At 64.8% G+C, this 25706-nt stretch carries 1 protein-coding gene (running past one end of the window); it reads right to left on the bottom strand.

Going from position 1 to position 25706, the window contains the following annotated elements; genetic code table 11:
• On the bottom strand, positions 1–25706 hold the 3' portion of the coding sequence (locus ACSQ23_RS05815) for an LEPR-XLL domain-containing protein (RefSeq protein WP_436090030.1). Its footprint extends 3541 nt past the window's final position; 25706 of the gene's 29247 nt are visible here — the last part of the coding sequence; its start codon lies beyond the right edge, outside the window — the gene reads right to left on this strand; it ends in the stop codon at positions 1–3.

A 25706-nucleotide genomic window follows, 5' to 3' on the forward strand; every position in this document is an offset into this window, starting at 1 on the left:
CTAGTCGTCAAGCGGGATGAAGCCGCCGGTTTCGTCATCGAACACCAGCGCCCCGGACCGCCCCAGCACCGGCGGCAACAGATCGAAATCACCGGTCAGGATGTTGTAGAGCCAGTGATCGAGATCACTCCGCTCGTCCAGATCGTCCTCGTCATTGGCTTCAATCACGATGTTGCTGGTCTTCAGCAGCGTGATCAGATCAGCCGGGAGCGGCCGGGCCGAGTGGTACTTGGCATCGACCGCGCGGGTCGCGAGGTTGATCGGCTCGAACGCCGGCGCAGTGACGCTGGGCACGAAGACGAACGGCTCGCGTACCGGCGGACGGACCTTGGCTTCGATGGTCTTCTGCACGGCGCCGCCGGCCAGCGTGGGCGTGGTGACCGCGGCGGCATTGTTGCCGAACAGCAGGCCGGTGGCCGCCGCCCGGTTCACGTCCTTGGCCAGCCCGTCGAACATCGGCGAGAGCCAGCTGCGTCCGAGGATCGTGCTGTTGGCGCTGGCGTCGACCGTCTGCTTGATTGCGTCCCTGGCTCCGGCGGTCTGCACAACCTTGTCGCGGGAACGGTCGTATCCCAGCGTGTTGTTGCCGGCACCGCCACCGACCGTGTCATAGCCATTGCCGCCCGACACCGTGTCATCGCCGAGGCCACCATCAACGGTGTCGTCGCCCTGCAGGCCGAACAGCACGTCATTGCCGGCATCGCCATAAATCTTGTCGGTGTCGATATTGTAGATCGACTTGAGGTTGACGTCGGCGACGCCGGTGCGGTGCAGCTTGCCCAGGATCCCCCAGTCATAGCTGTAACGCAGGGTAGAGGACTGGCTGGCGCCAGGCTCGCCGATCGGCAGCACGCGGATGGCGCTGCCGACGCCGGCAGCGCCGGCCCCGTTGACCACCGGCATGACGTAGGAATTGTCGCCGATGACGATGTCGTTGCCGTCGTTGCCGTTGATGATGTCGGCGTTGAGCCGGATATGGTCCATGTCCGGCTTCTTGCCCTGACGCGGATCGGCCAGGTCGGTCAGCCAGCTGTGGATCGAGCCATTCGACGACCAGTCGGTCTGTTTGCCGCGGCTGAGCGTCGTCTGCACGCCGAAGGCATTGGCGAGCGCCGTGGCGCTGCCGATATTGCCCATGTAGAGGGCGTCGATGGTCTTGAGGAACGAGTCCTGGATCTTGTCGGCGATGGATTTGGCCTGGGTCGCCGTATAGCCCTGGAACACGGCGGGTACCTCGAGCAGGCCGGTATCACCGATGATCACGTCGTCCTCGGCGCCACCGCGCATCTCATCGTTGCCGATGCGCAGCTTGTAGACGATCTGGTTGCCGTAAAGCCATGTAGCCCCTGAATTTGCCGAGGCATTGATGGTGTGGTCGACACGCAGGTGCGCATCGAGCGCGGTGGTCAGGGTCTGGTCCTGCGTCTTCAGCGCTGCATCGATCGCCGCCTTGGCCGCCGCCGTATAGGTCTTGGTCGGGGTCGGGCGGGTCAGCATGATCGACGGGATGGTGGTGACGCCGTGGTCGCCGACCAGCATGTCGATGCCGGCACCACCATCGATGAGGTCGTTGCCGATCTCAAGCGTGTGGGTCGCCGGGCGGAGCACCGCGTTCTTGGAGTTGTAGTTGCCCTGGATACCGTTTTTGGTCACGTAATCGGCGATCACCTTGGTGCCTGCGGCATGCACCACATAGGACAGGTCGGCGAACGCCCGCTGCAGGCGGAACACCTGGGCGTTCATGGCGAGAACCGCGGCCTGATCGTTGGCGCCATCGAGCACCAGCATGCGGGCCGGCACCACGACGGTGCCGCTATCGCCGAACACCGTGTCGTTGCCGCCGTCGCCGTAGATCTCGTCCTTGCCGATGGTGACCACGGTGTGCGGCCCGCCGGTATTGGCGTTCTCGGCGAAGGCCAGCGAGGAGAGGTTGGTCAAGAGGTTCTGCATCGTCACCGAGAGACCTGCGAGGTTCTCGTCGATGGTTGCAAAGCCGGTGCCCTGGTCGGCACGGATGCGCCCATCGTCGCCGAAGATCGTATCGGCGCCGTCGCCGCCATGGATGATGTCATCACCATAGATGTCGGACGCGCCGGTGGCGTCGCCCTGCACCGCGGCAAGGATCGAGAAGGCTGCGTTGCCGGAGCCCACCTTGAGCTTGTTGCGGCCCGCCATGTCGCCGGCAAAGCCGTCGGCATAGGGGTAGACGTCGAGCTGCGGCTGGTACGGCGTAAGCTCGCTCGGCAGCAGGTTCACCGCCGGGACGACCACTTCGCCGAACAGCGGCAGCGCCAGGCCGAGCGCGGCGTCGGCCGCGATCACCCGGTAGGCGTTGACGATGCCCGGCAGGTCGGTGGCGAAGGCGGCGTTGTTGCTGGCGCGATCGCCGAAGATGACGTCGTTGCCGGCATCACCGTTGAGCGTATCGTTGCCGCGCTGGCCGAACAGGATGTCGTCGCCGTCATTGCCGTTGATGGTGTCATTATAGGCCGGCTCGAGCGATACCCCGATGGCGACCGTCTGCCCGGCGCCGTTGGTGGTGACATCGACCCCGTCGGCGGTGCGCCCGCCGACCAGCAGGGCGTCGTAGCCGAGGAGCTTGCCAGCCGTCGTGGCGTCGATGCCAGCGAGGTTCGAGCGCAGCTCGAACAGCCCCGCGACAACAGCCACCTCCTCTAGCACCACGTCGCGATGCCAGGTGCCGTTGGAGTTGAGCACGGCCGAGCCATCGGCGTTGAGGGCCCGCAGGATCTGGCCCTCGTCGCCGAGGATCAGGTCATTGTCGGCACCGCCCTGGATAGCGTCGGCGCCGAGACCGCCGACGATCTCGTCGACTCCGGCCTCGCCGTAGATGAAGTCGTTGCCGCGCTGGCCGTTGATGCGGTCCTCGCCGTCACCGCCATAGAGCGTGTCGTTGCCGCCGATCTTGTCGGCATGGTCGAACAGCACGAACTCGCGCATGAGCGCCGGCGTCCGGCCGGTGATGGGCGGGTTGAGCTTGAAGATGTAGTTCTTCCAGCTGGTGCCGCCGGTGATGGTGTGGCCGATGACGCCGTTGTCACCGAGGATGACGTCTTCGCCGGTATCGCCGTAGATGGTGTCGTTGCCGTCGCTGCCACCGACCACGTTGTGGCCGCCGACCAGGTCGTCGTCGCCGTCGCCGCCGTGGATCTCGTCGTCACCCTGCTGGCCATAGGCCATGTCATTGCCGGCCTCGGCCCATATCTTGTCGGCGCCACCGCCATCGGCAGCACCAGAGTAGATGGAAATCACCAGCTGGTTGACCGGGTTGGCAATATCGAACAGCGCGTGATCGCCGAACACCCGGTCATCACCGGCGCCGGAGTAGATGGTGTCGGCGCCTGTGCCGCCGATGACGATGTCGTTGGAGGCGTTGGTCCTGATGGTGTCGTTGCCGCCCGCATTGGGCGCGATCGAGAAGGCGCGCGTCAACGTCATGACGCCGGCAATATCGGTGAACTCGACCTTGGCATTGTCGCCGAAGACGATGTCGCTGCCCGCGCCGGTGGTGATGGTGTCGCCGTCGGCGCCACCGATCGAGACGTGGTCGCCGTCACCGGTCTCAATCGTATCGGCGCCGCCGGTCGATGGGTCGATGGCATAGGCGGTCTTCAGCGCGCCATTGACGAACTCGGCATAGCCGTTGTCGCCGAACAGCACCGAATTGCCGGTCCCGACCTTGAGGGAGTCGCCGTCGGCGCCACCGAACACCAGGTTCTTGCCCGAGCCGGCAACGATCGTGTCCTTGCCGCCGACGCTGGGCGCGATCGAGTAGGCGACCTGCACCACGCCGTCGACGAACTCGGCATGGCCGCCATCGCCGAACAGCGTGCTGTTGCCGGTGCCGTTGGCGATGTCATCGCCCGCCGCGCCACCGAAGATCACTGCATTGCCATTGCCGGCGCGGATTTTGTCGATGCCGCCAAGGTCGGGCTGCAGCGAGAAGGCCATCGTCGCCTTGTTGTTGAGGAACTTGGCGTAGCCGCTGTCACCGAAGACGACGCTGGTGCCATCCTTGACGTCGATGTCGTCCCCGGCGCCGCCACCGATCACGGTGTTGAAGCCGTTGCCGACCTTGATGATATCGGCCCCGTCATAAATGGTGTTCTCACTGACCAGCGCCACCAGCAAGCCGTTCTCGAAGTTGGCGACGCCATTGTCGCCCACCACAACGCTGTTGCCATTACCGGCGGTGATCTTGTCGGCGCCCGAGCCGCCCATCAGGATGTGATCGCCATCGACGATGGTGATCTCGTCATTGCCGTAGTGCTCGGGCGCGATGGTCTGCACCACCTGCGCGACGCCCAGGCTCGAATAGAGCGCCAGGCCGTTATCGCCGAGGATCGTGCTGGTGCCGGTACCGGCGGTGATGATGTCGCCGCCTGCGCCGCCCATGACGATGTTCTTGCCGGCGCCGGCGCGGATGGTGTCCTTGCCGCCCTTGTTGGTCGCGGTGGTCTCGACGCGGAAGGCGATGCCGGCCGCAAAGAACGCCGCGCCATTGTCGCCGAGGATGGTGTCGGCCTCGTCGCCCGAGGTGATATCGTCCTCGTCGGCGCCGCCAATCACGATGTTCTTGCCGGCGCTGGTGGTGATCACGTCCTTGCCGCCATCATCGACGAAGCTGGAGATGATCGACTTCACCTGCGCGTTCGCGTCGAAGACGATCCAGCCATTGTCGCCCAGCACCACGTCGCCGGCACTGCCGGGGGTGGGTGCCGCAGCCTCTGCGACGACTTCGATGAAGTCACCGGCCGAGCCGCCGACCACGACGTTGCGGAGGTTCCCCACCACGGCCGCGCCGATATAGGTCTTGATGGTGTCGATGCCGCCATGCAGCGGGTCGGTGCTTTCGATCTCAGTGGGCTTGCCGTTGAGGAACTTGGCGATGCCATTGTCGCCGAACAGAATATCCGTCCCGCCGGTGCCGGTGACCTGGTCGGCCCCGCTGCCGCCGAAGACGATGTTCTTGCCCTTCTTGGCATCGATGATGTCGTCGCCACCCACCGTCGGATTGGTGGTGCGAACGGCGATGACGGCGCGCTCGCTCATCATGTTGAGCACGCCCTCGGTGAGAGCAGTGGTGGTCCCGTCGATGACGCCAGCCTGGGTGATGAGGCCGTGGTCGCCGATGATCACGTCATTGGTGTCGCTGCCGGTGATGGTGTCGGCACCGGCGGAGGTTGCCTTGTCGTCGATGATCACCGTGCGCAACGCATAGTTCACGTCGAAGGCGCTGTCGCCGATGATCCAGTTGCTGCCGAGGCCGCCGGTGATCTGGTCGTTGCCGGTACCGCCGGCGATGAAGCTGGTCTTCGCGCCGCCCTTGAGCGTGTCGACACCAGCGCCGCCATCGATCACCACGATGCCATTGGCTTCGGTCGCATCGATGATGTCATTGCCGTATTCGGTGAACTGGTAGGCGGTACCGTTCGGCGCGCCGGGCAGCGCGCTGTAGCGCAGGCCGTTGGCCGAGGTGTCACCAAACAGCACCAGCGGACCGCGGACCAGCGACGCGCCACCGGCGTCGACATCCGCATCCACAGTAATGGTGTCGGACTTGCCGCCACCATGGATGACGGTGAGCGTCGCTTCGTTGGTGCTCTTGATGGTGAAGGTGTCGGCGCCGTTGCCGAGCAGCACTTCGACGACGCCCATGTTTCCATAGGTGATGCCGCGGGCGAAGCTCTGCGTGGTGCCGTCACCCATGTCCACGACGAGCGGACCGGAGGGCATGTTGAGGCCGGAGATGTGATCGAGGCTGAGCTGACCGGTTTGGTTGGCCTGCACCGTGTCGGCAAACACCACCAGCTGGTCGAGATCCGGCACGTTGTCGTCGACGATATCGCGCACCACCACCGGGTTGGTTTCGCCTGGCAGCACCACGGCGCGGGTGATCGAGCGGTTGGTCGGTCCGACGCCGCCTTCGATGAACAGCGGTCCCTGGATGGCGACCAGGTCATGCGGCTGCTGCGAGAACACCTTGATGTTCTGGGTCGAGTCGAGGCCCGCAGCGTTGTATTCGAGCGTGACGGTAACCGGCTGGTTCCAGTTCGCCGCAGTGAAGCGGACGTAGTAACCTTGCGCGTCCTGCAGCACGTCAGCGCTCAGCACGGGCTTGGCCTTGCCGGTGACGAGAATGTTGACGCGCACCCAGGGGTTAGGCTCCTCGGGCGTCGGCAGCGGCGGCGCCGTCAGCACCACCTGGTAGGTGTCGGTCTGGCCGGCCTGCGACACAACGGTCGAGCCGTCGGTTTCGATGATCTCGACACCCGGGGTGTTGGTATCCACCACCTCGACGCGCACGCGAGCGGTGTCGACGCTGGCGTAAACGCCGCCCACGAGGCTGCTCGTCACGGTGTGAGTGACGTCGGACACATAGCGGTTGTTGTTGCCGTCGTTGAGCGCGGTGACAGTGATCGTCTGCTCGGCGCTCCACAGCAGGATGCCCTGCCCGACATCGGCGGCGAGGCCGAACTTGAGCGTCGTGGTCGAAGCGGTGAGCCCGGTGCCGGTGGTCAACGTCACCGTCACGACCTCGCCAGCTGCCGGCGGCTTGCTCAGCTTGATCTTGTAGGTATCCCCGGCGAGGTCATTCTCGAATACCTGGGTGTTGCCACCCGTCTCGGTGATGAGCACGGCCGGCTTGTCGTCGTCCTGCACGCGCACCGCGACGTTCGGGATCAGGAAGTTCTGGTAGTCCGCGCCGGTGCTGATCACCGAGTGCGAGATCACCACCGTGCTCTCGCCTTCATGGGCGCCGTCGGAGTCCGCCTTCACGTAGATGGTCGCGCCGGCGGCATAGTTGGCGCCGGTAAAGGCGACGGTGACGGATTCCGAGAAGGTGATGCCGTCGAGCGAGACCAGCACGGTCTTGCCCGGGCCGCCCGGACGGGCAGTGAGCATGGCCGAAGCCTGGGCCGCCGAAATGGTCACGAACACGGTGGCGACAGGCGCCGTCGGCAAGGTCAGCGTGTAGCTGTCGACGGCCGCCAGGCCGCCGTCTTCGAGCACATCGAGCCCGTTGCCCACATTGAGCGCCACGGTATTGGTCGAGGTTCCGGTGGCGGTGAGATCGAGCCCGCGCACGAACAGACCATTATAGCGCGGGTCAGAGCTCTGGACGGTATGAGTGACCGAGCCCTCGTCGCCCTGGTTGTCGGCAACCACCGTCTTGGTCACATCGCCAGCGACGTTGAAGGTATCCGAGCCGAGCCCGCCAATAAGCGTGGTGACGACGTCGGCCGCGGTCGAAAGCACGTAGAAGGTGTCGTTGCCTTCGAGGCCGTCGACTTCCATCGCCTCGGCATTGCTGATCCGGACCGTCAGGCCGGCGCCATAGACGCCGTCCTTGGTGATGACGAAGTTGTCGGCGAGTTCGGTACCGAGCACGACGATCTTGTCGAAGCCGGCGCCGCCGTCGATATCGACCGGGGCGTTGACGTTGTACTGGATGATATCGTCGCCGGTGCCGCCGTTGAGCTTGACGTTCGCCGCGCCGGCGAGCGCAAAGGCGCGGATGATGAACTCGTCGTTGCCGTCCTCGCCCTCGAGCCGCAGATCGGCCTTGTTGGAGTAGACCACGAACTGGTCGTTGCCGACGCCGCCATAAAGCACTGCCGGCAGGCTGATGCCCTTGGACAGATAGGCATCGAAGCTGAGCTTTACGGTCTCGAAGCGGTCCTCGACCGATTCGATCGCTGCCGCATCGCGCGGCGTAGCGAAGACCTGCCCGACCTGGAAGCGGTCGTTGCCGACGCCGCCGTCGACGGTCATGATCGCCGAGGTGTCGTCGAAGTAGAACTCGTCGTCGCCGTTGTTGCCGTTGAGGATGACCCGGCCGTTGATGTCGGCGGTGTAGTTGATCCGCTCGAACGCGTCGGCGTAGGTGTCGGCGCCGGTGCGGTGCATATTGGCGATCATGTTCCTGCGCATCAGGAACACATCGGCCACAGCCGTGCCCTCGACGCGCAGCACATCGCCGGCATCAAGCTTGCTGCCGGTATCGACCACGTTGATGACGTAGTCCGAGGTCGTGCCCTGAACGTTGACGACCGTGAGGTCACTGCCGTCCTGGCCGTCGATGGTCAGCTCGTCGCGCAGTTCGCGGCCCGTGCCGTCCTTGCCGAAGACGCCGTCGGCATCGACAACGCCCTGGTAGGTGGTCATCGACGGCAGCTGGTCGACGGTGACGGTGTCGTTGCCGGCGCCGCCGAAAACGAAGGTGTTGCCGTTGAGCGCCTCGAGGTCGAACAGGACGGAATCGTCCTGGGCACCGCCGGTGATCGTGATGGTCGGAGCGGTGAAAATGCCCTTGAGGTCGGCCGTGCCGCCTTCCGCATCAGGGTCGGAGCCAGAGACCTGGTAGTCGACCTTGATGACGATCTGTGTCGCCGCCTTGATGACCGCGGCGGGCTTGGCGAGCAGCGGATCGGCTGAAACAACCGGCCCCTCGACCAGGAGGTCGTCGCCGGCCAGCAGGCGGACTTCGCTGGTGGTGGATTGCACCGTCACACCGGCCTTGACGGTGATGTCGTCGGGCAGCGCGTCCTCGCCGCCATTTGCCTCGTTGTCGTCCTCGGCCCAGATCTCAACGACACCGCTGGCTGTGGTGTTCTCTTTGACGATGACGGGGCTCGAGGCCTTGATATAGACGGCGCCCTTCAAGGCGTTGACGCCGTTGTTGTTGACGTTGACGTCGCCGACGACCAGTTCGCCGAGATTGGCGACATAGGTGCTGCCATTGAGCGCGGTGCCTTCGAGGTTACCAACCTCGGTGACGATCGACTTGCTGGCGCTGCCGATATTCTGATTGGCCGACAGGAATGTGCGGCGCGATACGATATTGCGCTTGTCGGTCTCGGTGTCGGCGCGCGCATTGAGGATGCTGCCGGTCATCGCCACGATGAAGGCGAGCGGCTGCGTGCTCCCCGAGTCAGCGGTTGGCGTTCCCACCTGGTCGAGGTTGAGGTCGCCGGTGGTCTCGGCGAGGTAGATGCTCTCGAGATCGGTGAAGGCGCGGACTTTGCCGGCAGCCTGATTCGAGCTGTCGATATCGAGTTCGTTGCCGGCCTGGCCGATGGCGATGCGGGCAGACAAGCTGACCGAGTTGCCGATGATATCGGCGCCGAGCTGCGTGCCCTGCGCGTTGTACTCGGCGTCGAGGATCGAGCCGAGCTCGGCGCCGAGATACACGTTGCCGGCGGTCGAGGTAATCTTGCGCACGTTGAAGTTGCGCTCGACCGCATTGAGCGAGATGTCGCCCGCTGCGGTGGCGATCACCGTGCCGGTGGTGTCTGCGTTGGTGGCGACGCCGCTGTAGGCGCCGGTCACCACGATCTCGACGGCGTCGGTGGCGGTGCCGATGCTGCCGCCGGCGGTGAGCGAGATATGGTTGGCTCGGATCTTCTCGCCGTCCGTACCGAGCGCATCGAGGATCGAGCCGAGCGTGGTGGAGAGGTAGACATCGCCCGAACGCGAGTAGATCGCTTCGACATACATGTTGGAGGTCGGCGCGGTGATGCGCACGTCCTCGGTGGCACGGGCGATGAGGCTGCCGCCCGCCGACATCTCGACGGTCACGGCATTGCTCTCGCCAATGCCGCCATCGCCGGCTTCGAGCACGATATCGAGGGCCTTGAAGTTCACTCCGCTGCCGCTCAGTGCGTTGACGATCGAGGCACTGGATTTCAGCCGGATCGTGCCGGCGGCGCCGGCCTCGATCTTGTCGACCTTCACCTGCTGCTCGGAGCCCAGGTAGATCGAGCCGCCGGCCTTGGCGTTGATCACGCCATCGATCGCCACATCGACGTCGTCACGCTGCGCGACGATGACATGGGTGATGACGCCACTGGCCGCCGCGAGCGGATCGAGCACCGCGTTGGCGATGGTAACAGTCCGGTTGGCCTCGACGCCAAGCTGCGGCTTGGCTTCCGCGACCCCAGCAGCGGCTTTGCCCACCAGGGTGATCGTCGCGCCGTCGATCGCCGCGATCTGGTAGTAGCCGCCCTTGGTGGTGGCGTTGGTGGTCTCGCCGCCGACATAGATGTAGTCGTTGACGCTGTAGCCGGTCCACGAGCCCGAAAGGCGCGTGATCGTGCCCTTGCCGAGTGCGTTGTTGCCGAAGCTGACAGCAAGACCCTGCTCGACCTTTTTGGCGAACACGATGTCCTGCCGCTCGGCCGAGGCGATGGCGACGCGCTCATCCTCGGTCAGCGAGGCCGGCGTGGCGCCCAGAGTGATCACCAGCGCGTCGGCGACCTTGCCGATATTCTTGTTGGCGTCGATGGTCAGGTTGCCGGCAGTATCGACATTGTTGGCCTCGATCACCGTTTCGGTGTCGGTGACCGGCTTGAAGATGCCCGAGCCAAAGGCGAACAGCAGTTCGTCCTCGGTCCAGACTTTCACGCCAGCGGTCAGGTCGGCCTTCACCGTGCCAACGGCGAACAGGTACTTGTAGTTCGGCCCGGTCTTGTCCCAGGTCTGCGCCGTTTCCCCGAGCCTGCCGAACATCTTGTGCAGGTCGTGGTAGTCGTTGGTCTGCCGGAGTTGTTCCGCGCTGACGCCGGTCGCGATGAACGCGGTGACATAGGCGTCGAGGGCCGCATCCTTCAGCGGAGTGGCAAGGTTGGCATTCTTGAACAGCGCTTCGGTCCGCAGCTGGTTCTGCAGGGCGGTCAGCGCGGCGCCGGTGATGGTGATCGACCCGGCGGTGTTGGGCTGCGCCGTCCGGTAGGCCCAATACTGCTGATAGGCCGCATCGATATCGGTGCGCTGAGTATCGCCATAGCCTTCGTAGACAACCTTAAGCGCCAGATATTGTTGGGTACGCGATGCCTCAAGGGTGGCGATCTGGCTGGCTGCGTCCGTCGGATTGGGGTAGAGGCCCTGGAAATAGGCGACCTCGAGCGCGGTCAGCTTGACGGAGGTGCCGTTGAACTGACCCTTCATCTGCCAATAGGCCTGATACTCCTGCCGCTTCCAGCTCTCATAGCCGGTGAGCGTGTCCGAGATCTTCTCGTTGACGCCGGTGCCGACGGTGAGCTGCAGGTCCTTCCACATGCCGGCGAGCAGCTGCTCGCGGCTGCGCAGGTCTTTCTGCACGGTGAAATCGGCGTCGGTCAGCGAGCCGGCATCCACCTTGATGTAGACGTTGCCCTGGGTCTCGGCGGCGATCAGGCGAAGGTCGCCGGCGGTCTCGCGCACCGCTACGTCGCCCACCGCCTTGATGGTGACGCGGTGTTCGGCGAGCGCTCCGGAGTTGATCTGCAGCGGCCGTGCCGCACCGTTGCCGATGCCGCCGACGGCGCCATCCGGCAGGCCCTGGTCCTGCGAGACATAGCGGTCGGCAATCAGGTCGATCGAATTGCCGGTGACGAGGCCGTTGGCGAACACCCCGGCTGCGGTTTCGGCGGCGACGATACCCGCCTGCGCCACCAGCACCACGTCGCCCTGCGACGCGGTCACCGAGACCACCGACATGTCGCCCGAGATTTCGTTGAGGTAGACGCCGCCGGTCCGCGACGTGGCGGTCAGCTGGGCAAAGGTGTCGGTCTTGAAATAGCCCGGGGGATACTTGTCCACCAGGTCGATGTTGATCGGCTTTATGTTGGTGAGCGTGCCGCCGGTTTCCCCGACATTGGCCATGTTGTCGGCGCCGATATCGTTCTTGGCGTCGAGCTCGATGCGCACGCCCTGCACCACGGATTGTGCGTGCGAGGTGTCGATGCTGCCCTCGGAGGTGATCTTGGTGAGGCCGGTCTCGTTGAGGATGCCGCCTTCGATGATCACATTGCCGGTGCCGTTCGAGTCGATCTCGACCCGCGCCTCTTCATAACCGGTGAAGCGGATGGTGACCGGACGGTCGGCTTCGATGGTGTGCCGGCCGTTGGTCTGGTCGGTCGACAGGATATCTTCCTGCTTGCGGTAGTCCTTGGTGCCGTACCAGTGGCTGATCGTCGGCAGGTCCTTGTAGAACCGCTGTTCGTCCAGGTTGAACTCGTCGGACTCATAGGTGTGGACGGCGTCCGCATCGGTGGCGCTCGCGGCGTCGACGGTGTCACGGTAAAAGAAGATCGAGTTGTCGATCAGCGAGGGCCCCTCGATGACGGTGATTACCGATGGCAACGCGTCGAAGGCGTCCGGGGAGAACGCATCGATGCCCAGCCACTTCGAGGTGGTGTAGACGCTGGTGTCCTTGGTCTCGACGACCTTGCCGACCGTCCAGCCGAAGCGCCAGCCTTCCTGCGGCTTGTAGGTGAAAGTCTCGCGATAGGGTCCATCCACACCCGCCACATGGTTGGTGGTGGCCACGCTGGCGGCGATCTCTTCATACGCGCGCTTGCCGGGAGCAGCGGCGCTGGAGCCCGGAGTGGTCTCCAGCTTGAACTGGCTCTCGCGGACCGTGACGGTGCCGTCGTCGTTCACCTGATACCAGGTCTGCTTGTAGCCGTCGGCATTGGTCGCCTTGGCCTTGTCGTTGAGCCGGATGGTACCGGCGCCACGATCGCGCACGTCGAGCTGCCTGATCACCACGTCATAATTGGTGTCGTTGACCACCTTGACGTGGACGTAGCCGCCCAGCGCCTCGATGATGCCGTTGCCGGTATTGAGCAGGTTGCCGGTGATGGTGATCGAGCCGCCAGGAACGCGGAATTCCTCGATGACGATCTTCTTGGTCTCGACGTCCCAGTAGGCGTTGAACGCGCCGGTGCTGGCGCTCTTCAGCAGCACCTGCTTGGTGGTCGGCTTGCCTTTCTCGATCAGGGCGATCTCGTTGATCGTCGCCTGGTTGAGGTTGAGGACATAATCCTCCTTGCCGCTGGTGATCACCCCGTTGAGGTCGATGAACTCGGCGGTGATCGACACCCGGTTGGCGGTGATGCCCGGCTTGGGCGGCTGCGCCACGAGGTTGGTGCCGGCGGCCGGCGAGGTAATGTCACCGACGCCACCATCGGTGGAGATGGCCTTCCAGTCCTCGTAGGGGTTGCCGCCCGAGTGGTAGACGCTGCCCGGCGGCAGGTCGATCAGCACATAGCCCTGGGTCCTGAGGTCGACGGAATTGGCGTCGATCTCGGCATTGATGGTGATGTCGCCCGAGCCGATCGAGTTGTCGATGATCACATCGCTGGTGATCGCGTCGATGGCGCCCGACACGGTAATCCCCGGCCAGGGCTGGTCGGTGCTGCTGCGCTGCCAGCTGTTCTTGATCAGAATGCTGGCATCGGTGCGGATGCCGGGCGTGAGCGTGATGTCGAAATTGGCGTCGCCGGCGACCCAAGTGTGGTCGAAGCCGGTGTCGTCCTTGTTGTTCTTGGTCGCGACGTTGCTGGCGTTGGCCGTGTCGATCTTGCCGTTGGCCACGGCTTCGCTGGTCGAGGCCGAGATCTCGTTCTGCAGGCCGTTGAGGAACACGCCGCCATTGTTCTCGGGGATGGTGATCCCCTTGATGTCGAGGAAGGCCTGGGTCTTGTTCTCGATGCTGACCGACACGTCGCCGGGCGCATCGAGCGTACCATCGCCCTGCAGGACATCGGCCATGACGTGAATCCGGCCGGCCGAAGCGAAGATCGGGTCGACGACAATCGTCAGCACTTCGCGAAGCACCGGGATGACGACCTGCTGGTTGGTGACCGGGTCGATCGCGACGATGACATTGCCGTTATCGTCCCGCGGCGGTTCCGCGAGACCGAGGAAGATGAGTTCGCGGGTCAGGCGCTTGATCTCGCCCTGCCAGAAGGCGCGCACCACGGCGTCGTCGCGATACTTGTCGTATTCGACGCGCGCCTTGACCAGCTCGTCGACGTAGTTCGATGTGAGCTGCTTTTTGACCAGCTTCACCGTGACGGTGTCGATCGCCGAGCCGTCCGCACCCTTTGCGGTGATCACCGCCGTGGGGTTGGCCTGCGTTCCGCCGACCGACTCGATCACCACGTTGACGACGCGGTTAAGGCCGGTGCGGATGGTGCCGTCCACGTTGACGACGGAATCCACCTCCGAGCCGCCATTGCTGGTGAAGGTCTCGGCGCCGCCCAGCGCGCTGTTGATGCCGTCGCTGACGGCGGTGGCCCAGTTCCGGCTCTTGCCCTGCGAGATGATATTGGCGAGCGCGAAGGTGTCGGCCAGGACGTCGACATTGCCACCCGACAGCACCGTCGCACCGTCCATTACGTCGATGCGGTTGGTGATGAACAGCAGGCTGTCGTTGCGCACCTTATCGAGCGGAATGACGCTGCCGGCTAGCGTGTCGGCATAGGTCGCGAGCTTGTAGCTGTCGCGGGTGAAGCTCTCGTCCATGCCGGTCAGCATGCGGACGTGGCGCAGCGCCTTGATCTCGGCGCCCCCGCCGATGGTGATGTTGTGGACCGGATTGATCTCGAGCACGCTCTGCGCCGCCGAGGCGGTGAGGAAGCCGTAGTTGTCGACGCTGACCTTGATGGTGGCGTCGACTTCACTGTTCGAGGCGAGGCGAACGTCGCCGGTCGAGCTGATCTTGATGTTTGAGTTGCTGGTCGTTGCCGGGTTGGTGCCGATCTGCACCGTGCCGACGACACCGTTGCCATTGTCGTCGTCGTCGCCCGCGTCATCCTTGGTGTCGAGCGTGCTCGAGGCGCCGATGCCGGAGATCACGCCACCGCCCTTATAGGCGACGGTGTCGGCATAGAAGATGTCGTTGAAGGTCGAGAGCGAAATGCCACCGGCATCGGGCGAGGCGTTCTGCACCGTCAGCGTGACGTTGTCTTCGACAATGGTCAGCGTCCTGAGCGACAGGTCGGTGCGGATATCGGAGCCGGCGATGCTGATAGCGCCGGCCGAGATGCCGTCGACATTGGTGCCGATATCCGCCTTGGTGAAGTGATTGACAGCGGAGGCCGAGATGCTGGCGGCCCTGATATCGGCGCTGTTGGCGAAGCGCGCCGTGCTGTTGGCATTGACGTCGTTGGTCGCCGAGGTGCCGTTGCCCGAGATCACACCGAACGAGCTGGTCTTGATCTCGTTATTGGCGAGGGTGTTCTGGTCGGAGGCCAGCCGCAGCGCACCGGTGGCGCCGGTTGATGCATTGGCAAGCAGGGTGATCTGGGCGTTGGTGCCGATCCTCGCTTCCGAGGCGACGTTCGCCACGGTGTCGGCCTCGCCCGAGGCGATACCGACGAGACCGCCGGCGCCGGGACTGGCCGACGAGGCGTTGTCGTCATTGCCGTTGGCACGAACCACCAGATCGCCGGCGGTGATGCTGATGCCGTTGGCAACTTCTGCCTTGGTGCTCGAGGTGGACGTTGCCGTCGCCTTGGTGGCGCCGGCGGCGACGAGGCCGAAAGCGGCGCTGTCGGAGGCGGCGCGCTGCCGGTTGTCGCCGCGCGCCGTAGCGGCGACGGTGCCGGAAGCGACGATCGAGGTGCCGGCGCCGAGCAGCGCCGAGATGGCGCCGATATGGTCGGCGTTGGTGACGGTGGCGTCGGCGCCGATCAGCGCCCCGACAATGCCCTGCGACGAGGCATAGGCCGTATTGGCCGTGGCGGAGGCACGCGCCTCCTCGGCCTGCAGCGTCAGGTCGCGAACGGCGAAACTGGTGTTGGTCGTTTCGGTCTTCGAGAGCACATCGACATCGACATCGGCCTTGGAAACGCCGACGGCGAGGACGCCGCCGGTGGCCGCCTCGGTCTCCGCACTGGCGGATGGCGTCGCGGTGGCGCGCAGCGTTACATCACGAGCGTCAATGCTTGAGGTGCCGAACGTGCGGGCAGTGTTGTCGATATCGATATCGGTATCGGCATCGAGGCCCGAGACCGCAAGGCTGAACAGCCCGGCGGCCACGGTGAGCGCGCGATTGACCGCGGTCGTCGTGACATCGGTGTCGGCGGTGATTTCGATATCGCCGTTCACATTGAGGGTGCTGTGGTTGATATAGGCGTCGGTCACGGCGACCACGTTGTTGGTGGTCTTGGCGCCGCCGCCGGCCAAGGTCGGGCCGATGCTGAGGTTGACCGCCACCGAAGCGAGTTCGGCCGTGGCATCGAGCGTAATATCGCTGGTTGCACCGATCTCGACCTTACCGGTCGCGAGCTGGAACTGCAGCGGGTCGGGCGTCGCCACCACCCCGTCCTTGAGACGATTGAAATAGCCCAGGGCGTCCTTGGCCACCGTGCCGGTGACCACCACGGCGCCAGCGTCCGCAATATAGGCCTTTACAGTCGACTTGCTGAAGTTCTCGGCCACGGTCACAGCGATCGATGCCGCGCCGCCATAGACGCCGGCCGCGCCAGCGATCGACGCGGCGCCCGCATAGGCTTCCATGTCGATGGTGTCGTCGGCGGCGATGCTGAGGTCACCGGCCGTGATGCCGGCGCCATCGCCGGAGATATAGGCCGAGGTTTCCACCCCGACGTGGTTGCTGGTTTCCGAGCCGGCGCCGGCCGCCGCGACGCCAACGCCGCCGGCGGCGATCGCCACAGAGCCAGAGATCACCTTGGCATCAATGGTTTCGCTGGAGGTGGCTTCGAGCGACAGTTCGCCGAAGCTCTCGACTTCGGTATCCTCGAGATACGCCTTGACGACGATCGGATCGTAAGTCGGAGCGAGGTCGGCGCCGTTGGTGACGTAGCCGATATTGTTACGGGCAATGCCGACGCCGATCGAGGCCGCAACGCCGACGCCGCCAAAGGCCGCCGATCCCGCAACCGCGAGGACCTGGGCGTCAATGTCGGAGGTACTGTCGGCTGTAACGTCGATATCGCCGCCGGCATCGAGCACGCTGTCCGCGGCATAGGCGGTGGCGCTGCCGAGCACGGTGTTGAGCGCCACCGCGCCGCCACCGGAAACCGAGACGCCGACGGCGCCACCGCTGATGGCGACAGCCGCCGCTGCGGACGTGGCTTCGATGGTGTTGTCGAGCGTGGCCGAGATCTGGATCGTCCCAGGCGTCGCTGCGGCGGGCGGATTGGAGCCGCTCGGCCGGTCAACGATGTCGGTCACCGAGATATCGGCGTCGGTCGCATAGGCGCTGACGCCACCGTCGATGGTGTTCTTGGCGATGGCGATACCGACGCTGACCCCGACGCCGGTGGCGCCAATGCCGACGGCAAGTGAAGCTGCGCCGGCCAGCGCCTCGATATCGGAGGTGTTTTCGGCGGTGATGCTGACACTGGCCGCATCGATCTCCGCCTTGGTGGCGGCGGTATTGCCGACTGCAGCCTTGCCCGAGATATAGGCGCTAGTTTCGACGGCGATGAGGTTCTCGACGTAAACGCCCGCAGCGGAGACACCCACGCCAACCGAGCCGCCGGCCAGGGCGCCGGCCGCGGCGACCACCGTCGCATCGATGGTCTGGTCGGAGATGGCGCTCACATCGACCGCGCCGGTCGCGGTGACCTTGGACTGGTCGATGAAAGCCTTGACCTCGGCCGTGCTGGTGAGCTCCGCGGTGGTCAGCGGATCTTCGGTGTCGATGAGTTCCTGGTAGGTGAGTCCGCCATCGTCCCAATCGCCGATGGTGTTGAGGGCGACCGAAATGCCGATGCCGACGCCGACACCGGTAGCGCCGGCGGCGACCGAAACGGCAACCGCGGCGATCTCCGCATCGATCTTGGAGGTGGAATCGGCCTCGACCAGCACGCTGCCGGTGACGTCGACGCTGGCCACGCTGGCGATCGAGGCGACCACGTCGCCACCGATCTTGTTCTGCGCCGCGGCACCCGCGCCGCTGACGGCGACGCCGACGCTGCCGAAGCCGGCACCGAAGGATGCCGCATAGGCCTTGGCGTTGATCTTCGCATCGCGCTTGGCGTTGACCGACAGGTTCCCCGAATTGGTCTTGAGCTGCGCCACGCCGGCCGCCGAAGCGGTGACGCCGGCACTGATCTCGTTGAGCGCCACGGCGATGCCGAGCGCGATGCCGGCACCGGTCGAGCCGACCGCCAGCGCCACCGAGGCGGCGCCGGTCAGCACTTCGATATCGGACTTGTCCTCGGCGGAAACCTTGATCGAGTCGCCGATGATGTCGGAGGTCGCGCCGTCGATCAGCGCCGAGGTCGCGACGGTGATGGCATTGTGAGTGCCCGCGCCGGCGCCGCCGAGCGCCACGCCCACCGAGCCGCCGATACCGATGGCCATCGAGGCCGCAACAACGGTGGCGTCGATCTTGCCTTCGGAAAGCGCGGTGACTTCGACCGCCCCACCCGAGGTGACATCGCTGCTGCTGATATGAGCCTTGACCTGCGCCTGTGTTGCCGCGGCGCCGGTGATCAGGTTCTCGGCGACCGAGACACCGAAGCCGACCGCAACGCCGTTGGAACCGCCGATGCCTACCGCGAACGCCGCGGCAATGATCGTGGCGTCGATATCTTGCTTCGAATGCGCATCAACCAGCACGCCGCCATCGACGGTGATGGTCGAGGTCAGAATGGTGGCGAGCACATCGGTGGCGATGACGTTGCTGGCCCCGGCGCCGCCGCCGCTGACCGACACGCCGTTGCTCGGGCTGCCGCTGAGGGTGAATGCCGCCGCCGCCGCAGTCGCGGAGATTTTGGAAAGGTCCTCGGCCTTGACCGAGACCCCGCCGGTGCCGGTGACCGTGGTATCCTCGACATGGGCCTTGGTGGTGCCTTTGATGTCGTTGAGCGCCACGCCGGCTGCAATCGACACCGCGACCGAGCTGCCGCCCGAAAGCGCTGCGGTGACGCTGCCTGCTGCCGCAATCGCTGTGATGGTGTTGTTGCTGACGGCGCCGACCTCGAGGCCGTCGGTGCCGAGTGTGACGGTCGATGCGCCGGTGGCGCCACCATCGACGGTGGCGGTCGTATCGGCGGCGATGCGGTTTTCAACGATCGCACCGGCGATGCCGAACTGCTTGGCATTGGATGACGACGCACCGATCGCCACGGCCGCGGCCGCGACGGTAGCGTCGATGGTCGCCGTCGAGCTGCCGTCGACCTTGACCTTCTTGCCCGACACCGTCGAGTTGCGGACGCTCGCCTCGGTCTTCAGCGGCGTGGCGGTGCCGACCTGGGTGATCGAACCGGTATAGCCGATATAGTTGAACGCCAGCGCCGCGCCGATGGCGACGCCGTTCGAGGCGCCACCAAAGCTGCCGGACACCGCGACAGCAGCCGCCAGCACTTTGGCGTCGATGTCGGCGGCGTTCCCGGCATGCACTTGCACGGTACCGGCCGGAGCAGAAACGTCGGAATCGAGGATCGTTGCTTCGGCGCTGCCGAGCAGCGCGTTATTGGAGATGGCGGCGCCGCCGCTGACGCTGGTCGTGGCGCCGCTGAGCGCTACCGCCCCGGCGACCGCGGCCGCAGCGGCCATGCTCTCGATCGTGCTCGCCTGGTCGGCGCTGACCGTCACCGAGCCGGCATCGAAATCGTCGACATCGTCGATCGCCGCGTCGATGTCGGCGCGGATGATGTTGCGCGACACCACGAGGCTGATGGCGAAGCTCTTGGTGCCACCGCCGGTGAACAAGTCAGCCGCCAGCGCGATCACCGGCTGCACAACCTCGGAAGTGATGTTGGCGGTGTTGTCGGCATCGACCACCACGTCGCCGTCGGCATAGACCTGACTCGAGTTGCTGATGGTGGCGTTGACCGTCGAGGTGACCCGGTTCAGCGCGATAACGGCGCCGACGCTGATGGCGTTGCCGCCACCACCGCGCAGGGTGCGCACGAAGTTCGAGATTTCGGCGTTGATGGCCTGGTCGCCATGCGCCTCGACATTGAGGTCGCCGCTGGCATCGATCGTGGTGTTGTCGATGAGCGCCGTGGTGGCGACCGGCGGTGCCCCCTGGATGGTATCGACGAGGTCGGTGCCGACCAGCGCATCGACGGTGTTGAACAGGAAGTTCTGGTTCTGCACGCCCACCGAGTTGAAGGCGAGCGTCACCCCGACCGAAGTCTGCTTGGAGATGGTGTCGGCATCGAGCGTGGCGTCGATGGTCGAGGTGTTGTTGGCGATGACCGAGACGTTGTCGGCAGAGGTGACGGTGCTGCCGAGCAGCTTGGCGCTGGTGGTGCCCAGCACATTGTTGGTCGAGATCACGGCGTTGATCGCTACCGAGCTCGACTTGGCATTGGTGCCGCCGGTCACCTCGACGCGCGCCGTGAGGTCGGCGTCGATCAGGCCGGTCTTTTCGGACTTGATGTCGAGGTCGCCGGTCAGCGTCAGCTTGGTGCCGGTGACCAACGCATCGGCGTTACCCTCGACCAGGTTGAGGATGGCCATGGCGCCAACGCCGGTGGCCTTGCCGCCGGCGAGGTTGGAGGTCAGGGAGTTGATGAGCTCGACGCCCTTCGAAACGCTGAACTCGGAGAAGGCAGCGTTGGTAGTGATGTCACCGCTGAGGTCGATCGCGACTCCATCGGGGCCGGAATACTTGAAAATCTTGCCTTGGTCGGCTGCAACAGAATAGTCATCGCCGATATAGATCAGGTCCCCGTTGTTGAGCGTCTGCGTGCCCGACTTGGTGGTGTATTTGTAGCTCTCGATCAGCGACTGGATGACGTTGGTGGCAATGCTGATGCCGTAGTCGTTGCTGATCTTGGCGATCGCCTTGATATTGCCGACCGCGAGAATCTCGCCGTCGTCGCTGGCCTTCACCGTGACGTCGTCGGCCTCGATGACCGCCGCCGTATCCGCGCTGTTGTCGATCGTTGCGGTTGCGCCGCCCGCCACCTTGTTGCTGGCGATGATGAAGCCCAGCGCCTTGCCATCGGTGCCGGCGATCGAAGTGGTCGACGAGGTCGCCTCGTTGCTGACTTCGGCGTCGATGATGGCGGTGTTGTCGGCGGTGACGCTGAGGTCGCCGGAGATGTCGATGGTGCTCGAGGTGATCTTGGCGCTGGCGATCGCCGGATTCTTGCCGTTGAAAGCGTCGGCGGCGAGGAAATCGTCGCCGAGGATCGCATCGATGCCGTTGAACAGGACGTTCTGGGTGTTCCAGCCGACCGAGTTGAACGCCATCACCACGCCGGCGGTATTGCCGCCGCTGGTCGAAGCCGCGGCAAGCGTCTTGGCGTTGATCTGGGCGTCGTTCACTGCATCGACTGCGACATTGCCCTGGCCGGTGACGGTCGAATTGACGATCTCGGCTACGGCGCTGGACTGCACGAGGTTGGTCGCCAGCGTGCCGTTGATCGCCAGCACCGTGTCCTTGGCCGGCTTGGTGGTGCCGTCCTTGCCCGGCTTGGGGTTGGGCGCAAACGAGACGTTGGAGGGCAGCGAGCTGCCGCCGATGGCCGCAATGGCGCTGTCGGCGATAGCGCGCAGGGTCGCCGTCTCTTCGGCGCTGACGGTCACGTTGCCGGCGCCGCCTTCAACCTCGGCATTGTTGATGCTGGCGCTGGCCCCGCCGCGCACGTCGTTGAGCACGACCAGCGCGCCGATCGACTTGGCCGGCGCCGCCGACAGGTTGAGGTCGTGCAGCAGGATCTCGGTGACCGGATCCTTCTTCCAGTAGTTGAGGTCGGTGAAGTCGAGCTTGGTCAGGTCGGTATTCTGGCCGCTCGCGGCGGTGCCCATGTAGGTGTAGATGGCGCCGGCGTCGCCGCCGATCAGCTTGAAGTTGGCCGAGGTGGCGAAATTGAAGGTGTCGACATCAGGGATGGTGAACGGCGCACTGCCGACATACAGGTACTTGAGGCCGGCATCTTCGCCGGCCGCCGGCTCGAGCTGGATGACCTCGCCGGCGTTGATCGCCACATTGGTCGGCGGAGTGCCGAATGACATGTCGATCGTCGGATCGCCATAGGCGTCGTCGAGGCGGATGCGGTCGCCGTACTTGAGGCCGCGGATCTTGGTGCCAGCCGGATCGGGCTGGGTGTCGTAGTCCGCCCCCATCACATCGTTGAGGGTCTCCTGGATGATGCCGACGCCGGCGTCATTGGTGACCGAGGTTTCCGCCACCAGCTTGGTATTGGAATAGATGCCGCTCTGGTCCTTCGCCGTGACGGCGACACCCTGGCCCGCGGTGATGTCCTTACCGGTCGCGGTCTTGGCGTTCTTGATCGTGGCGGTCGCCTTGCCGCTGACCTTGTTGCCCGACAGCACGACGCCATAGGCAGCGCCCGACGCGCCATAGAGCGCCGAGGTGGTGGTCTGCGCGGTGTTGGAGACGGTCGAGTTGATCTGCGCCGTATTGACGGCGGCGACAGTGATCTTGCCGTCGGCATTGACCGTGCCGCCATCGATGGTCGCCGTCGCGTCGGCACCGATATTGCCGCCGAAGCCGAGGTCGGAAATATAGTTGGCGCCGACCAGCGTATCGATGGTGTTGAACAGGATGTTCTGCGGGGCCCAGCCCACCGAGTTGAAGGCGAGCGTGACGCCCACCGCGGTCGCACCGGAAGCGGCGGAGGCGTAATTCCGCGCGTCGATCGCCGCGTTGTTGGTGGCGAGTACGTCGACATCGCCGGCAGCGGTGATGGTCGAGGCCTCGAGCGAGGCCGCGGCCTTGCCGAGCACGACATTGGTGACGATCTGGCCGGAAGCCCCGAGCACCTTGCCCGAGCCGTCGATGCCACTGCCGCCCGAGGCGGAGACCGTGTTGGTGGAATAGGCCCAGATCTGCGAGGTGTTGGTCGCCTCGACGACCACGTCGCCGGGATCCGCCCCGAAGCCATCGGCATCGACTACGGCGTTGACGATCTTGGCGGTCGCGTCGCCCTTGACTTCGTTATAGGCGACTGACAGCCCGATCGCCTTGGCATTGGTGGCAACGATGTTGCCGATTTCAGGGAAGAAGATGTCTTCGTAGTCGGCGGTGCGCAGCTGCTTCCAGAGCAAGGCGTCGCCATAGTTGATCAGCGCCAGGTCGGTCGGCGCCAGGTCGGGCTCACCGATATACTCGTAGATTTCGCCGGCATTCACGTCGAGCTTCAGCCACAGCGCGGTGTTGGTGAGAACGATGCCGGTATTCTCGGTGATCGGCGTGGTGCCGAGATAGCGGTAGATCTCCCCGCCTTTCTCGACGATGTCGCCCTGGATCAAGTTGACGGCGGCGCCAGCGCCCAGCGTATCGAGATCGACCTCGCCATTGAGATAGGCCAGCGAGACGCGAACCTTGTCGCCCTTCTCGATGGTCTGGGTGCCCGACTGGCTGGTGTAATCATAGTCGCCGGCGCCGAGGCGGCCGGCGACGCCGGTCACCAGCTGCTGCACGGCTGCCAGGGTGTTCGACGGCAGCGCCGACGCGACCACCTTGATGTTGGCCGAAATGCTGGCTTCGTTGTCGGCGGCAACGCGAACCGACTCGTCCGCCTCGACCTGCTTGTTGACGGCACCGGTGTTGTCGATGATCGCATCGGCGCCGGCACTGATCTTGTTCATGGCGAGCAGTGCGCCCACCGCCAGGCCCTTGGCGCCCTGCTTGGCAACGACGCCGAACGGGTTCGACCATTCTTGCTTGGCTTCGTTGCCGGTGACCGCAGTGATGCGGGCCGAGTTCTCGGCGGTAACGCTGATCGAGCCCGCGACGTCGATGTCCGAATTGACGATCGAGGAGGTGGTCGAGAACGCCTGCTCGTTACCGAGCGCCGTCGCCACCGTCGGTGAGCCGATGATCAGATCGACCGCGTCGAGGAAGAGGTTCTGCGGTTTCCAGCCGACCGAGTTGAAGGCGATCACCGCGTTGACCACCTTGCCGCCGGCGCTCATCTCGCTGAGCGCGGTGGATTCGATGGTCGCCGCGTTGGTGCCGCGGACGGTCAGATCGTTGCCGACGCCCGTCCCCTTGCTGATGGTCGAGCCGTTGACCGTCGCGAGGGTGGCGCCCAGGATGCTGTTGGACACCGAGACCGCGCCGAACGCCTTGGAGGCGTTGCCGTCGGTGACGTTCTCGGAACTGATGACGCTGATATCGGTCGCCTTGATCGTCGCGATCTGGTCGGCGGTGACGTCGATCTTGCCGGTCGAGGCAATGGTCGAGCTTTCGATTGCCGCCGTCACATAGGCGTCGACCTGGTTGCGCGCGAAAATGCCGCCCTTGGCAGCGCTACCGGTCTTCAGCGGGTCCTTGAATTCCTTGCCCTTGGCCTTGCTGGTCGCCTTGGCCTGCCCCATCTTGGCGCTGACCAGGGTCTGGGCGAAGGCCGGCGAGATTATGTCGTCGGTGGTCAGCTGCTTCCACAGGCCGAAATCGGTGAAGTCGGCCTCGGCCAGATCGATCTGATCGGTGGCCGTGCCCATATACTGGTAGACGTCGCCAGCCTTGCCGGTGGTTACCTTCCAGCGGCCCGTGTTGCTGAAGGTCTCAGTCTGCAGGGCACCCAGCGAGGTGATGGTGTCGAGGCCGGCGTATTCGTAGACGACGCCGCCCTTCTGGACCCGGTCGCCGGCCTTGATTTCGATAGTGTTGGGCTGCAGCAGCTCATCGAGATTGATCTCGGCGTGGACCAGTACCTTATCGCCGAAGGTCAGCTTTTCCGCCGAACCGTAGAACCCCGGCCTGCCGGATTTGGTGGTGTACTTGTAGTCGTCGACCACAGCGCTGACGACATCGCTGAGCACGTCGGCGCCATAGGTCGTCGCCGTGGTGTTGTCCGCACCGACATTGGTCAGCGTGTCGATAATGGCGGAATTAACCGCCCGCACCGTGACCGTCGCGCCGGCAACGGTGGAGGCCGCGTTGATCCTGGCGGTGGCGCTGTTGGAGATCTTGTTGCCGGCGATAGCCAGGGCCAGCGACGACGACTTGGTCTGGGCGATCGCCTGGAACGCGGCCGATGCGCGGTTATCCAGCACCGCGGTGATGAGACCCGACGACAATGCCTCGACCAGCACGTCGGCCGAAGACTGCACGTTCGAGTTGGTGATGCGCGCCTCGACGTCGTAGACGGTTTGCTGGCGCAGGGCCACGGTCTGGCCCGTGTCGGCGTCATCAACAAAGTCGCCCAGCAAGGTCTCGACGGAATTGAACAGCAGGTTGCCGCGCGCCCAGCCGATGGTGTTGTTGGCGATTTGCAGCGCCTGCATCTTGGAGGCGCCCTCACCGGTCGAGACCGCCGAGTTCTCCGCCGTGATGGTGGCGGAGTTATCCGCCCGCACCGACACCGAGCCGATCTTGGCGTTTGCGGCGCCCAGCTGTGCATCGACGATCTGCGCCGAGGTGGCGCCCTGGATCAGGTTGGTCGAGATGATGGCGCTCTGCGCGCCGGTCTTGCCGCCCTTCAGCAGCTTCTTGAGGATGGTGCCCTTGACGCCCTTGGGCGCGAACTTCTTGAGCAGCGAATCCTCGTTGAACGTGCCGCCGCCCTGCACCTCGTTATAGACATCGGCATTGGCGGTGATCTCACCGATCGACTTGGCGTCGACCGAGACGGTATTGGCGTTGACCACGGCGTTGGTGAGCAGCGCCGTGGCGCCGCCACGCAGGTCGTTGAGCACGATGACCTGGCCGGTGGCCTTAGCGCCGACCGAGCGAATGTTGTACTGGTCGGTGAAGATCGAGTAGTCGAGGTCGGGTTTCCACAGGCCCTTGTCGGTGAAATCGACCATGGAGAGGTCGAGCACCAGCTGATCGGCACCCAGATAGGTGTAGGTGTCGCCGGCCTCGCCCTTGATCGCCTGCCAGGTGTTCACATCGCCGAAATTCGGCCCGCCGGATTTCCAGTTGGTGACGGTGAGCGGATCGGAGCCGATATACTTGTAGAGCTTGCCGGAGTTGCCGACCTCGGAAACCAGCAGGATCTGGTCCT

Source organism: Devosia sp. LjRoot16 (genome assembly GCF_964252795.1).
Classification (GTDB): domain Bacteria; phylum Pseudomonadota; class Alphaproteobacteria; order Rhizobiales; family Devosiaceae; genus Devosia_A.